Annotated in this window: 17 protein-coding genes; 6 read left to right on the top strand and 11 right to left on the bottom strand. The window is 68.6% G+C overall.

All coding sequences use genetic code 11. The features are described from left to right. Nucleotides 1-3: 3 nt before the first annotated feature. Nucleotides 4-1,812 carry a DNA integrity scanning protein DisA nucleotide-binding domain protein gene (locus C3E87_RS04680; RefSeq protein WP_198928202.1) on the bottom strand — a complete coding sequence of 603 codons (1,809 nt, stop codon included), beginning with the start codon at nt 1,810-1,812 and terminating at the stop codon, nt 4-6. A 63-nt stretch (nt 1,813-1,875) separates the two neighbouring features. Between C3E87_RS04680 and C3E87_RS04675 the strand changes: the two genes are divergently transcribed. Further along, nucleotides 1,876-2,538 carry a DNA alkylation repair protein gene (locus C3E87_RS04675; protein WP_076059954.1) on the top strand — a complete coding sequence of 221 codons (663 nt, stop codon included), beginning with the start codon at nt 1,876-1,878 and terminating at the stop codon, nt 2,536-2,538. Between the two features lie 12 nt (nt 2,539-2,550). Here the strand turns inward: C3E87_RS04675 and C3E87_RS04670 are convergent, their stop codons facing one another. From C3E87_RS04670 to C3E87_RS04645, 6 genes are all read right to left on the bottom strand, one after another. After that, on the bottom strand, nt 2,551-3,015 hold the full coding sequence (locus C3E87_RS04670; protein WP_076059951.1) for an aminoacyl-tRNA deacylase: 465 nt from the start codon (nt 3,013-3,015) through the stop codon (nt 2,551-2,553). 9 nt (nt 3,016-3,024) lie between these two features. Next, nucleotides 3,025-3,552, bottom strand: coding sequence for a GNAT family N-acetyltransferase (locus tag C3E87_RS04665; protein WP_076059949.1), 528 nt, complete (start codon nt 3,550-3,552; stop codon nt 3,025-3,027). Between the two features lie 22 nt (nt 3,553-3,574). Next, a complete protein-coding gene (locus C3E87_RS04660; protein WP_076059947.1) occupies nt 3,575-4,036 on the bottom strand; it encodes a GNAT family N-acetyltransferase in 462 nt (153 codons plus the stop codon). Between the two features lie 42 nt (nt 4,037-4,078). Further along, complete coding sequence (msrA, locus tag C3E87_RS04655) at nt 4,079-4,744, bottom strand: peptide-methionine (S)-S-oxide reductase MsrA (RefSeq protein WP_076059945.1); 666 nt, start codon at nt 4,742-4,744, stop codon at nt 4,079-4,081. A 32-nt stretch (nt 4,745-4,776) separates the two neighbouring features. Beyond that, a complete protein-coding gene (locus C3E87_RS04650; protein ID WP_076059943.1) occupies nt 4,777-4,977 on the bottom strand; it encodes a hypothetical protein in 201 nt (66 codons plus the stop codon). A 76-nt stretch (nt 4,978-5,053) separates the two neighbouring features. Next, the gene (locus C3E87_RS04645; RefSeq protein WP_076059941.1) at nt 5,054-5,725 is read right to left on the bottom strand and encodes a uracil-DNA glycosylase; all 672 of its coding nucleotides are present in this window, start codon (nt 5,723-5,725) and stop codon (nt 5,054-5,056) included. 134 nt (nt 5,726-5,859) lie between these two features. Between C3E87_RS04645 and C3E87_RS04640 the strand changes: the two genes are divergently transcribed. Both C3E87_RS04640 and C3E87_RS04635 read left to right on the top strand, forming a co-directional pair. After that, nucleotides 5,860-6,639 (top strand): hypothetical protein, encoded by a 780-nt coding sequence (locus C3E87_RS04640; RefSeq protein WP_083665404.1) that lies wholly within the window; start codon nt 5,860-5,862, stop codon nt 6,637-6,639. After that, nucleotides 6,632-7,099, top strand: coding sequence for a DUF2089 domain-containing protein (locus C3E87_RS04635; protein WP_233120702.1), 468 nt, complete (start codon nt 6,632-6,634; stop codon nt 7,097-7,099). Before C3E87_RS04640 ends, C3E87_RS04635 begins: the two co-directional genes overlap by 8 nt. 72 nt (nt 7,100-7,171) lie before the next feature. Here C3E87_RS04635 and greA read toward each other — a convergent pair whose 3' ends face one another. Both greA and C3E87_RS04625 read right to left on the bottom strand, forming a co-directional pair. After that, nucleotides 7,172-7,675 (bottom strand): transcription elongation factor GreA, encoded by a 504-nt coding sequence (greA, locus tag C3E87_RS04630; RefSeq protein WP_076059935.1) that lies wholly within the window; start codon nt 7,673-7,675, stop codon nt 7,172-7,174. 12 nt (nt 7,676-7,687) lie between these two features. Continuing rightward, nucleotides 7,688-8,086: a DUF4307 domain-containing protein gene (locus tag C3E87_RS04625; RefSeq protein WP_076059933.1), complete on the bottom strand. Its 399-nt coding sequence runs from the start codon at nt 8,084-8,086 to the stop codon at nt 7,688-7,690. 61 nt (nt 8,087-8,147) lie between these two features. Here C3E87_RS04625 and mca point away from each other — a divergent pair, with 61 nt between their 5' ends. Beyond that, on the top strand, nt 8,148-9,044 hold the full coding sequence (gene mca, locus C3E87_RS04620; protein ID WP_076059930.1) for a mycothiol conjugate amidase Mca: 897 nt from the start codon (nt 8,148-8,150) through the stop codon (nt 9,042-9,044). On the opposite strand, the gene C3E87_RS04615 is transcribed toward mca, so the two are convergent. Beyond that, nucleotides 9,034-9,567, bottom strand: coding sequence for a rhomboid family intramembrane serine protease (locus C3E87_RS04615; protein WP_143570898.1), 534 nt, complete (start codon nt 9,565-9,567; stop codon nt 9,034-9,036). The genes mca and C3E87_RS04615 overlap by 11 nt on opposite strands. Nucleotides 9,568-9,803: 236 nt before the next feature. Between C3E87_RS04615 and C3E87_RS04610 the strand changes: the two genes are divergently transcribed. Continuing rightward, complete coding sequence (locus C3E87_RS04610; RefSeq protein ID WP_143570888.1) at nt 9,804-11,528, top strand: FtsX-like permease family protein; 1,725 nt, start codon at nt 9,804-9,806, stop codon at nt 11,526-11,528. 55 nt (nt 11,529-11,583) lie between these two features. Continuing rightward, nucleotides 11,584-12,195 (top strand): hypothetical protein, encoded by a 612-nt coding sequence (locus C3E87_RS04605; RefSeq protein ID WP_076059922.1) that lies wholly within the window; start codon nt 11,584-11,586, stop codon nt 12,193-12,195. Nucleotides 12,196-12,208: 13 nt separating this feature from the next. Here the strand turns inward: C3E87_RS04605 and C3E87_RS04600 are convergent, their stop codons facing one another. Continuing rightward, the gene (locus C3E87_RS04600) at nt 12,209-12,904 is read right to left on the bottom strand and encodes a hypothetical protein (protein WP_076059920.1); all 696 of its coding nucleotides are present in this window, start codon (nt 12,902-12,904) and stop codon (nt 12,209-12,211) included. Between the last annotated feature and the right edge of the window lie 124 nt (nt 12,905-13,028).

The following is a 13,028-nucleotide window of genomic DNA, read 5'->3' as shown; positions in this document are numbered from 1 at the left end:
CCACTACTCGCTGTCGTCGGAGGACACCCGGTCGACGAAGTACGAGTCGTCCATCGCCGGGTCCGGCGCGATCGGGATGTACTGGCGTCGCACCCGGGCCTCGCCCCATTCCCGCGACTCCACCACTTCGCGCGCCTCGTTCACCGCGTCGCACTGCTCCTGGCTGAGGTAGAACTCGATGTTCTCGACGGCGCGGTCCGCCCGCGTGAACGCCTCGGGATCCTCGCCTTCGGCGGAGGCGGCGATGAGCCGGTCCACGGCGCGTTGCACCGTCGCCCTGCGCATCCGGCGCTTGGATTTGGGCAGCAGGTCGATGCGGCCGTCCTCGGAGACGATGATCACCATGGACCCCTTGCCCGCGCCGGCGAGGTAACGGATGGCGGAGCTGAACCGCGCCCCCCGCGCCGGGTCCCCGGTGCCGGTGGCGAGGCCGTCGAGGATGACACCGACGGCGTGACAACGCCCATCCGGCGACACCAGCACGGCGCCATCGATGCTGGTGGCCGCCTCCAGCGCACGCTCCGACAGGCGGGTGGGTGTGATGGCGTAAGCCTGCGGGAGCAGACGCGCCGCCTCCCTGTCCGCCTCGGGGTGCACCACCAGCATGGTGCCGTGGGCCTGCTGCGAACACGCGACCGCCACGTGCCAGAGGAACCGCGCGTTGCGGGCGGAGACGTTGGGGAAGACACGCTCGACGGTGATCGCGAACTCGTCCTCGTCCAACAAATCGCGCGGCATGGCGGGAATGCCGTTGTCGACGCGCAGGAACGGCACGTCGTTGTCCCAGAGTTCCCAGGAGCCGTCGCCGGAGATGCGCACCTCGAACGTGTGGTCGCGCTCTGTGGTCTCGACGGTGCCCAGCCCGTAGACCTCCCGGCCGTCGCAGAGCAGGTGCAGCCCGGGGCCGGACAGTTCAAGGATCTTGCGCAGCCCCCTGGTCCGGCCGATGGGTACCGGGTGCTCCAGCGTGATGATGCGGGTGACCGTCTCGTCGTCTGCCGGCACGAGGACGAGGGTGCCCTTGCCGGCGCGGCCCTCGTAGCGGGTGGCGGCCACCGCGTCGAAGGCCTGCATGGCGCCGAACGCGTGGTCCTGGCCGGTCCGTGCCACCACCGCGGACACGAAGGAATCCGCCGCGGCGCGCAGGACCGCCTCGGTGTCCGCGCGCACCACGAGCCCTGGCGACTGGCGGTCGAGTTCACGTGACGCCACGTCCAGCACCATGGTGACGACGGCCTCCTGGAAGGACCGCGCGGTGAGGAACGCATCGGCTGCGTCATCCGCGAGCTGGGGCAGTTCACGCCACGGGTCTGCCTGCAGGGCGAGGACGGGGAACACCATGTGCTCCAGGATCTTCACGCCGACCCCCACGAAGTGCACCCGCCCGGTGGCCCGGGCTGCGGAGTCGAGTTTGTCGGCCACGGCGCGGCGGCGGGTGCGTGATTCGAGGGCGGCGAGGTGCGCCTCGCTGTCGTCGTCGAGGTCGTTCTCCCGCAGGAGCCTGTTGAAGCGTCGGGTGGCCAGTGTGCTGGCCTGCCGGAGGATGGCGCGGTCGAAATGGCCGCGTTGCGGCTCCACGAGCACGTCGTCCTCGGCGTTGAGGGGGAGTGCCACGACGAAGGCCCTGGGGTCGATGTCCACCCCGGCGGCATCGAGCACATCGTTGGCAACCTGTTCCAGCGAACGACGGAACCGAGCCTGTCCGTCCCATAATTGCCAACCCACGGGGGCATCATGCCACGACGTGGGGGCGGGGTGGGCACCGCGGTCCACGTCAAGCAGCAGCCGCGTGTAGATCACGGGATCAGACATCCCGCCAGTCTGTCATCGACCCGGTTCGTGGCGGTTGTCGGTGGGCCGACCTAGACTCGCCGGATGCACGACCTCGACGCGGTGATGGCGGAACTCGACGACCTGGCGGATCCGAAGATCCTGGCGGTGAATCAGCGCCACGGCGACGACCACGCGGTCAACCTGACGAAGCTGAGGGCGGTCGCCAAGCGGCTCAAGACCGATCACGCCTTCGCCCGGGAGCTGTGGGCGACGGGCGACACGGCCGCCAGGCTGCTGGCGCTGCTGACGTGTCGGTCGAAGGAATTCAGCGCCGAGGAACTCGACGCCATGCTCCGCGAGGCCCGCGTCCCCAAGGTGCACGACTGGCTGGTGGCCTACGTCGTGATGAAGGGCCCGCACGCTGAGGAACTGCGGGTGAGGTGGTTCGACGACGCGGATCCCTTGGTCGCCAGCGCCGGGTGGTCCCTCACCGCAGACCGCGTGAAGAAGAACCCCGACGGCCTGGATCTGCCGGGCCTGCTGAGCCTCATCGAGGCTCAGCTGAAGGACGCGCCGGAGCGGCTGCAGTGGCAGATGAACACCACCCTGGCCCAGATCGGGATCGAGAACCCGGAGCTGCGCGAGCGCGCTGTGGCCATCGGGGAGCGGCTCGGGGTGCTGAAGGACTATCCCACGCCGCCCAATTGCACCTCGCCGTTCGCGCCCAGCTGGATCGCTGAGATGGTGCGCCGCAACGAGGGCTGATCCGGCGTCGGCTCAGCCTTCGGGCTCCGTGATGTCGGCGACGGTGGCGTCGAAGTGGGCGATGAGCGCGTCGCCGTCGATGGTGGCCGCAACCCCATGTTCGCCGGCCCCGATGGAGACCGTTCGTCCCCGCACCAGTTCATCGGCCACCACGGGCAGCGGCGTCTTCGTGCCGAAGGGCGTGATCGTGCCGCGCTCGAACCCGGTCACCTCCAGGGCCGCGTCCGCGTCGGGCATGGACAACCGTGACACGCCCAGCAGTGCGCGGAGCTTGGGCCACGAGATGGTGCGGTCCCCGGGGACCAGGGCCAGGAGGTGGTCACCTTCGCCGCGGCGCACCACCATCGTCTTGATGATGTCGCGCGGCTCCACGCCGCGTGCCGCGGCGGCCTCCGCCAGGGAACGGACCCGCCCGTGCCGGGTGACGGTGTGGTCGATGCCTGAGGAGGCGAGCTCCTCGAGTGCGGGATTGGTCATGGCCTCAGCCTAGGTGCGCACCGTGCGGAAGAGCAGGGTCTGGGTGTCGTAGTAGGCGTCAGTGAGCCCGCCGCGCTGCATGCCGATGCGCTCGGCCACGCGCTGCGACGCGTGGTTCTCGGGATGCGTGACGGCCACCACCTCGGGAAGACCCGCTTCCAGGATGGCCCGGAGGGTGGCGTCGGCTGCCTCTGTGATGTAGCCGTTGCCCGTGTGTTCGGCCACCTGGCGCCACCCGATCTCGGTGTCGACCGCCTCGCCGCCGCCCGACGGGGGGATGGGCTTGACCATGATGATGCCCACGGGGGTGCCGGCGCCGGGACCGGCGGCAAGTTCGACGAGGGAGAAGCCGTGTACCGGGTGCTCCCGCAGCATCATGAACCGCTCCAGGTGGCGCCCGGCAGTGGCCAGATCCGGCGTCGCCGCCGTCGGGATGAAGCGCTCCAGGTCCGGGTTCTGGTGGAGGAGATAGACGAAGTCGAGGTCGTCGTCGGTGAACGCGCGTAGGCGCAGGCGTTCGGTGGAAAGGGAGATCATCGGCAGACTTCGGTGCCGGGGGTCACTGCGCGGCGGGTGGCAGCAGGTCTTTGGCGTACCAGTCTGTGGCGTTCGGGTTGTCGTTGAACGGCTCCACCGCGTGGTAGCCCTCCGCGCGGTACAGGCCGTTGGCGCTGTCCAGGTCAGCGTTGGTGTCCAGCACCATGCGCTGCGCCCCCAGCGAGACGGCTCGGCGCTCCAGTTCGCGGAGGAACGCACGACCGAGGCCGGCACCCCGCGCCCCCGGGGTGATGTAGAGGTGCTTGACCTCCATGCCCTCACCCTCGACGGGGCGGATCCCCCCGACGCCGATCGCCTCGCCGTCGCGCTCGGCCACGAGCAGCGCACCCTCGGAGAAATCGGCGGGTTTGGGTTGGTAGGCGGTGTCCTCACCGGCCCACAGGGCGATGCGCTCGGCGAAGTACGCGTCGAGCAGCCGCGCGGCGGCGGGATCTGCGGCATCGGTGACTCGGAACTGCAGCATGTTCGAAACCCTCATGGCTGGTCGGGGTGGGTGGTTGGCAGGTCAGTCGGCGGGCCCGCACTTCACGCCGGTGGCGTGGTTCGGGCAGTAGCCGCCCGGATTCTTGTACAGGTACTGCTGGTGCTCGAGTTCGGCGTAGTAGAACGCCTGGCCAGGGGTGATCTCGGTCGAGATCGGGCCGTAGCCCTCGGCCGTGAGCCGCTCCTGGAAGGCGGCCCGGCTGCGCTCGGCGACTGCTCGCTGCTCCTCGTCCACCGGGAAGATGGCGGAGCGGTACTGGGTGCCCAGGTCGTTGCCCTGGCGGTAGACCTGCGTGGGGTCGTGGTTCTCCCAGAACAGCGTGAGCAGGTCGTCGTAGCTCACCTTGGTGGGGTCGAAGACCACCTTGACCGTCTCGGTGTGACCGGTGTGACCGGTGCAGGTCTCCTTGTAGGTGGGGTTGGGCGTGAAGCCGCCCATGTAGCCGGCGGCGGTGTTCAGCACGCCGTCCACCTGCCAGAACATGCGTTCCTCGCCCCAGAAGCAGCCCAGCGCGAAGTAGGCGACCTCGGCGCCCGCCGGCACCTCGTCGAGCGGGAGCCCGAGCACTTCATGCCTGGGCATGGGGCTCAGGACGGGTGTGTCGCGGCCCTCGAGCGCTTCGTCCTCGGTCACCATCTGCGGCGTGGACATGCGGGCGTTGAGCCAGGCCAGAACGTCAATCTCCATTCGCCAAGGCTACCCGGAGGCTGGGAAACGGACTAGGGCTGCTGCTCGTCCTCGCCGGTGATGATGCCGTAGAGCCCGCGCAGGATCATGTAGGCGCCCACGGCGCCACCCAGCACCCAGACCGACCGCCTGCCCAGCCCCACGTTCTCGTAACGCTTGCGGGGCTCCGGCTCAGCCTGCGGCACGTCGTCGGGGGTCTCGGGGTCGGCCGGCTCGGCCTGCTGCTCTTGCATGGAGCCAGTCTGCCAGGCTCCACAGCGCCAGATCGCCCGCCATCGGTCTCAGGTGTTCGAGGCCTGCGTCGAACGGTTAGAGGCGCCAGTCGACGGGTTCCCCGCCCTGGTCCTCCAGCAGGCGGTTGGCGGTGCTGAAGGGGCGGGAACCGTAGAAGCCGGTGCGCGCGGACAGAGGCGACGGGTGTGCGCTGGCGATCACGGGCGTCTCGCCCAGCATCGATGCGGCCGACTGGGCGTCGCGGCCCCACAGGATTGCGACGAGGGGCCCGCCGCGCTGTGCGAGCGCGCGGACCGCGCAGGCGGTGACCTCCTCCCAGCCCTTGCCGCGGTGCGAGGCCGGCGCCCCCGGCCGCACCGTGAGCACCCGGTTGAGGAGGAGCACGCCCTGCTCGAACCAGGCGGTGAGGTCGCCGTGCGTCGCCTGGGGGATGCCCAGGTCGGTCTCCAGCTCGCGGTAGATGTTGCGCAGGCTGCCCGGAAGGGGCCGCACATCCGGGTTCACCGAGAACGAGAGCCCCATCGCGTGGCCGGGCGTGGGGTAGGGGTCCTGGCCGAGGATCAGCACGCGGACGTCCGCCAGGGGACGGGAGAAGGCGCGCAGGATGTGCTCGCCGGCAGGGAGATAGGTGAAGCCGTTGGCCAGCTCAGTGCGGAGGAACTCACCCATGGCGGCGATGTTCTCCTCGACCGGGGCGAGGGCATCCGCCCAGTCCGGCGCGATGAGGTCCGGGAGGGGTCTGCGCATACGTCCAACCTTGGCACAGGCGTGGGTCCGCCGTCGGCCCGGCTGAGCGCTCTCCACGCCCTCAGGGAAAGCCCAGGGTTTCGAGAGCTGCACAACGGCTTTTCATTATGGAAAAGGGGGATAGCATTTTCACCATGAGCAACGCAGATCTCGGTCCAATTCTGGACGACCTGGCGGCCGGGCGCATCGACGCCGGCGAGGCCGCCACCCGCATCGAGGCCGCCAAGCGCGCGGCAGCGGGCGACCGCCCGCAGGACACCACCACGAAGGGCGGCCCGAAGGCCGGCGGGCTGTCCCGCGTCTCGGTCACCGCAGTGGGGCGCCGGGTGCGCATCGAGGGCGACCCGTCGGTGAGCACCCTCACCATCGACGGGCCGCACGTGCTGCGCCGCGTCGGCACCGTCATGGAGGTCAACTCCACCGGGGAGTTCGGGCCCAGTTTCACGGGCTTCTCGCTGATCCGGCCGCCCCGCAACCTCGACGACCTGCGCGACATCTCGCTGGGCAAAGAACTCGTGGTCAAGGTGAACCCCAACCTCATCGTCGACGCGGAGGTCACCACCGGCGGGCTCCGCACGGTGGGGGTGCCCCGGCTGGGTCGCATCCGCGTGACCGCGGGCGGCTCCACCCTCGAAGACGTGCAGGAGGTCGAGGACCTGCTCAGCCAGGCCGGCGGTATCGCCGTCGAGGGGCCCATCAGCCTCGGCCGCTCGCGTCTCAAGGTCGAGTCGGGCACCCTCAACATCCACCTCACCAAGGGCGCCAACGTGACCATCCGTGGCGAGGCCCGGCTCGGGCGGATCAGCTGGCCCGACGGGGGCGACAAGGTCGACGAGTACGTGGTCGGCAACGGCTCCGCGCGGCTCGACATCGCCGTCGTCATGGGCATGGCCACCATCAAGGCGGATGACTGACATGGCGAAGCACCTCTACCACCCGCCGGCGGACTGCCCGGTCTGTGGCGACCAGCTCATCACCACCCGCAAGGGATGCCTCCACTGCGGCACGGAGATCGCCGGTGAGTTCGCCAGCTGCGAGTTCTGCTCGCTGAACGAGGCGGACCTCACGCTGCTGAAGGTGTTCCTCGCCTCGCGCGGCAACCTGCGGGAGGTGGAGAAGCACCTCCAGGTCTCGTACCCCACGGCGCGCGCCCGTCTCGACGCGGTCCTGGCCAAGCTCGGGCTCGACCCTGCGGATCCCGCCTCACAGCCGGCTCCCGCCCACCAGGAACTGCCTGACGAGGACGGCACGGAGCAGCAGTCGGAGTACGGCGACGCGGTCAACGGGAACCTGACGCCGGAGCAGCAGATCCTCGCCCGCGTCGCGCGCGGCGAGCTCAGCCCCGAGCTGGCCGCCCAACTCCTGGGCGACTGACCCGGCGCACGCGCCCACAACGAACAGGGCCGCCGTCCTCCTGGACGGCGGCCTCGGTGTTCCTGTTGCGAACTAGAGGGCCGAGACCTTCGTGATCCGGACCATCAGTTCCTTGCCGTTGGGCGCGGTGTAGCGCACCTCGTCGCCCACCCTGGCGCCGAGAATGGCAGAGCCCATCGGCGACTGCGGGGAGAAGACGGAAAACTCCACCGAATCATCGGTGCCGAGCACCTCGCGCGAGCCGAGCAGGAAGGTGTCAGTGTCGTCGTCGTCACCGTCGTAGGCGACCGTGATGATCTTGCCGGGGGCAACCTCATCTGCGGCGCCTTCAGGTTCGCCCACCTGCGCGCGGCGGAGGAGGTCCTCCAGTTGGCGGATCCGCCCTTCCATCTGACCCTGCTCCTCGCGGGCGGCGTGATAGCCACCGTTCTCGGACAGGTCGCCCTCTTCGCGGGCGGAAGCGATCCGTGCGGTCACCTCTTCGCGGCCGACGGTCCTGAGCTCGTTCAACTCGGCCTCGAGCTTGTCGTAGGCCTCCTGGGTGAGCCACACCACATCAGTAGCTGTTTCGGACATTGAGCCAGCCTATCAGCCGACCAGGCGGCAGCCTTCGATTCTGATGGCGGTTGCTTCTTTCACCGTGGTGAGGGTCACGTCGATGTTCGTGAGCTTGTCAGTGCCCGGTGGCACCTGCACGATGCGCTCGGCGACCGTCTCGTAGCTTTCCGCCTGGGCGTACATCCGGCACTCCGCAGCCTCCGACGGGTCCTTGCGCTGGACGACCACCTCGGCCGTGATCTCCGTGGCCGACGACACCTCGAAGCTGCGGATCATCGCGACGACGTCGGGGTTGGAGTTGCGCACCCCGGACAACACGGCGAGCAGGATGGCCGTCAGCACGGCAGCGGCGGCGAGACCTCCCAGCAGGTAGTCGGCGGGGCCCGCCTTGGGGTAGCGGGCCTTGATGCGGGCTTCGTCGGTGGTCACGGCACCCATTGTGCCCTGAGACGGGCATGGTGCCGATCCGGGGGAGGGCACAATACAGTCCATGTCCAGCGCCGCCGCTCCCCAACTGAGGCTGTTGCACGTCCACGCCCACCCAGACGACGAGTCGAGCAAGGGCGCTGCCACCACGGCGAAGTACGTGGCCGAGGGCGTCGAGGTGATGGTGGCCACCTGCACCGGCGGTGAGCGTGGCTCGATCCTGAACCCGAAGCTCGCCGGTGATCCGGACATCGAGCACAACATCGCGGAGATCCGCCGCGACGAGATGGCCAGGGCCCGCGACATCCTCGGCATCCAGCAGGTGTGGCTGGGGTTCGTCGACTCCGGTTTCCCGGAGGGAGACCCCCTCCCGCCTCTCCCCGAAGGCTGCTTCGCGCTCGAGGACCCGCAGGTGGCGGCGGGCCGGCTGGTGCGGATCATCCGGAGCTTCCGCCCCCACGTGGTGACCACCTACGACGAGCAGGGCGGCTACCCGCACCCAGACCACATCCAGTGCCACCGGATCACCGTCGAGGCCTTCCGAGCGGCGGCCGATCCGTACCAGTGGCCCGAGCACGGCACGCCCTGGCAGGCCGCCAAGTTGTACTACCACATGAGTTTCCACCGGAAGCGTTTCGAGCAACTCGAGGCCGCCATGCACGAGCACGGCCTGGAATACAGCGTGCCCACCCGTGACAACGACCCGTACTCCTACGGCCGGCTCACCACGTTCGTGCCGTGCGCCGACTACTTCCCCGTCCGCGACGAGGCGCTCAAGGCCCACGCCACCCAGATCGACCCCGACGGCCCGTGGTTCGCCGTCCCGCTGGCCATCCAGCAGATGGGCTGGCCCACCGAGGATTACCAGCTCGTCGTGTCGAAGGTGCCCACGATGATCCCGGAGGACGACCTGTTCGCCGGCCTGCGGCCTGAGACGCTGGTGCCGGAGTTCATGATCTGACGCGCGAGGCCTTCGAGTGGAGCAGGTACGCCGCGATCACGCCGCCGGCTGCACCACCCAGGTGGGCCTGCCAACTGACGCCCGGCGCGCCGGGGAGCACCCCCAGCAGCACGGTGCCGTACAGCGCGAACACCACCACGGCGATCAGGATCTGCGAGATCTTCCGCGTGAAGATGCCGCGCACGAGCAGGTAGGTGAGGTAGCCGAAGATCACGCCGGACGCGCCGGCCGTGATGGTGCCGGCGGCCGAGAGCAGCCAGGCGGTGAGTCCGGAGACGACGGCGCTCACGACGGTTGTCACCACCCAGCGGATCGCCCCTGAGAGGTAGGTCAGCACGCCCAGCACCAGGAACGGCACGGAGTTGCTGATGAGGTGCGCCCACCCGAAGTGCAGCAGGGGCGCCCACAGGATGTTGGGGAGGTCCGAGACCTCGCGCGGTTCGATGCCATAGGAATCCAGAGCGTTGAGCGTCACTGCGTCGAGGATCTCCAGCGCCCACATCACGGCGAGCAGGCCGCCCACCGCGAGCAGGGCGGCGGCCAGCGGGGAACGGGTGGTGCGGGTTTCGCTCATGCCCCCATTGTGTCCGACGCGGCAACAGCGCTGACCCCCTAACGGGCGACACCGGGGTCGGCTCAGGTCATGCTCAGGCGAAATCCCTACAGACGGCGCCGCCGTCGGCCCATAGGTTCGAAGGACGCTCGCGGCGAAAGGTCAGCATGTTCCGAAGGATGGTCATCCACGATGTGAGAAGGAACTTGACTCTCGCTCTGACCCTCGTCGTCCTGATGACGCTGGCGGTGGTCCTCGCGACGGGGAGCGCGGGCCTGCTCGCCCGCCTCACCGGTGCCAGCGACCGGCTCCTCACCGCGGCCGCTGCGCCCCACGTCGCCCAGATGCACGCCGGTCCCATGGACCAGCAGGAGGTCGACGACTGGGCCGCGCAGCGGCCAGAGGTGGAGGCGGCCCAGACCCAGGTGCTGCTCGGTGTCGACAACGCCCGCCTGGCGTTCAACGGCGTCTCGCAGGAGAGCAACGTTCAGCAGAACTCGCTGGTGGTGCCCAACACGCAGCGTGACCTTCTCCTCGACCTCCAGGGACGGGCCGTGACCGCAGTCGAACCGGGCACCATCTGGCTGCCCGTGATGTACCACGTGGAGAACGGGCTTGAGCCAGGCGACTCCGTCACGATCACCGCCGAGGACTTCGCCACCACCCTCACGGTGGCCGGCTTCGTGCGCGACGCCATCATGAACACCGGCATCGCCAGCTCGAAGCGCCTGGCGGTCAGCGAGTGGGATCTCGCCACGGTCAGCGCCCACACCGGCAGCCCCGAGTACCTCATCTCCTTCTGGCTCGACGACCCGGCCACCCAGCTGGCCCCGTTCAAGAAGGCGTACCTCGACGCGGGCCTGCCGAGCGTCGGTCCCATGGTGGATTCCGCCACCTTCAACCTCTTCAACATGATCAGCGAGGGCGTGGTGGCAGGCGTGGTCATCCTCGCCTCGGTGCTGCTGCTCGCCGTCGGGCTGCTCTGCCTCCGACTGTCCTTCCTGGCCGCCATCCAGAATGACCAGCGCGAGATCGGCGTCCTCACCGCCATCGGCGTCGCGCCGGGCGGCATCCGCCGCCTGTACCTGGTCAAGTACGGCAGCCTCGGCGCGGCCGCCTGCCTGCTCGGGCTGGGTGGAGGTTTGGCGTTGGCTCCGTTGATGTCGCGCAGCGTGGTGGCCTACCTGGGCAGCGCTTCCACCATCGGTGCCTGGCTCGCCCCGGTCGTCGTCTCGCTGGCACTGTTCGGTGTGATCCTGCTGTTCATCTTCGGGCTCCTGCGCAGGGTGGGCCGGGCCTCCGCCGTCGAGGCCCTCCGGGCGGGCTCGGTGGGACGAGGCAGGAAGTCGCCGCTGCGTCTCCACCGCTCGCCGCTGCCCACCGGCGTCGCGATGGGCCTGATGGACCTGACCCGCCGGCCGCTGATGTATCTCCTGTTGCTGTTCGTCTTCGTGGTGAGCGCGTTCATCGTCGTGGTGCCCAGCAGCGCGGCCACCACCGTCAGGGCCCCGGAGTTCCCTGGTACTACTGATCTGACGCGTTTGCGCAGGTCAGAGGCCTGTTGGGGCCTCGTGCGTGGCAGATGCGTGGCAAGAATCGCGATCGAGCTGACGCCCAGCCGCGTCTATGTGCGGCTTCACAACTGGTTGACTGTGGCAATGCCGAGTGAGCAGGACTCCCGACTTCGGCTCGGTGTACGCGGCGCCATCCGCGTCGGAGCGAACCCTGGCACTCAGGTTCTAGTTGACAGCGTCGGTCCCACGCCCGTCGATCCGCTCGTTGTCGTCGTCTCGCCGGATCTGGACGTGCAAGGACACCCGGACGAAGAGGTCCTCCGCATATGGCCCGCCGACATCGAGGAACTTCTCGTCGCCTGGGATGTCGAGTGGACTGGCTTCGTTGACGACCAAGTTGTTGACCGGTTCGTCTGAGCGTCTGCGGGGCTAAGGGCGGCATCCGGATTCGCTGCTCTGCCACGATTGGGCAATGCCAAGAAGGTCACGACCGAGTCCGACGGATCGCACGCACGACGACAACTGGCACGGCAGCTACTACGAGCTGGCCATCAAGTTGGGGCCGGCCGACGACGCTCGGTTGGATACTGCGCTGAAGGCCCTTTGGGACGTGGCTCAGTTGGGCCAGCCGTTCCGGCGTGACGGTAGCAATGCCGGTGTGACATTGGCCGCTCTTCTGGCAGGGCACCTCAACGGGGTCGCTAACATTCCTGGACTTGGTTCCACCCTCGCGTCTGTAATCCTTGTTCGCGAGGAGGTCGATGATGCTGGCCGGCCGATCCTCGGCAACGACTGGCTCGACTTGTGCCTGCCGCTCGGTGCTCTCGGCAACCTTGATGCGCGCGTCGGTGCGTATCCCTTCGATGACGGCTCGGACTCCAGCAAGTGGCGGCGGCCAATCGAGAACTGGTTTGCGGCAATCGCCACGGCTGTGTTCGCCGCAACTCCGTTCGTCCACGCCATCACGGGCGAGGAGGTGTCGGGTGTCGAGCCGTCCGAGCGGACGAAGGGACGTGTAGGTGTCTTCCGGCCGGATGCGGACGGAAGCCTAAAGGTCGACCCCGTCACTCTCTGGTCGTGGTGAGCGCGACGGCCGGCTATCTGGGGCGGTCGGCGGCGAACTCACGGGCTCGAGTGACGAGTGCCTGGTAGTCCGCGTCGGTCATGCGGTGCACCTCGGTCCAGCTGACCTCCGCTCGACCGGCGGTGAGCGTGCCGCGGGCTGTTGCCTTCAAGATCTTGTGACCGCCGTCCTCGATCAGAAGTTCGGCCATCGCCAGCCAGACGCTCGCAGGGTCGAGGTAGTCGTCGCCGGAGCCGTCGTCGCCTGCGGAGTGCTCGACCCGGATGCTCAAGGCATCAGAGTTCGTCGGTCTTGGCAGCTCGGGATCTGGAGATGAAGCCGAGCTGACGGAGTTTCCGCGGACCCTCGGTCGTTCTCTCCACCAGGCATCGGAAACGGTCGCTTCCTCAAGCGAATCGGAGCGCGACACCGCGTGGGCAACGATTGCGTCGGGCAGCCGGACGGCGTGGTCGTCGACGTAGTGCGCAAGGCCCTCCGGCCACACGTAGGTGCCATCGGTGTACTCGGCGGCACCGTTCGGACGGCCGCAGATCCTGCAAGGCGAGAGCCCCATGTAGGCGCGGAAGACCGTTCCTGATGCGAGGTACGCTCCGACGACGCTGCGCTCCTCCTGGTCCCATTCCCAGTCGACCCAGTCGCTGGGATGCGGGTAATCGGAGGTCGCGTCGCCTTCTGTGCGCCAGTAGCCGATCAGTTGAAGCGGTGGCATGTCGGCAGTCTGCCTCAGGCAAGTCAGCGGAGGTGTTGGTAGGGGCATCTGGAGACCAGAGGTGACGACCCCTCTTTACTGGCTACGCCACTACCAGCCACATGGTTGCGGCGGCGCATTCAGT

This window comes from Tessaracoccus sp. ZS01 (genome assembly GCF_022342445.1).
Taxonomy (GTDB): domain Bacteria; phylum Actinomycetota; class Actinomycetes; order Propionibacteriales; family Propionibacteriaceae; genus Arachnia.
Note: the sequence above shows the minus strand (reverse complement) of the source record. Positions and strands in the feature narration are given on the sequence as shown.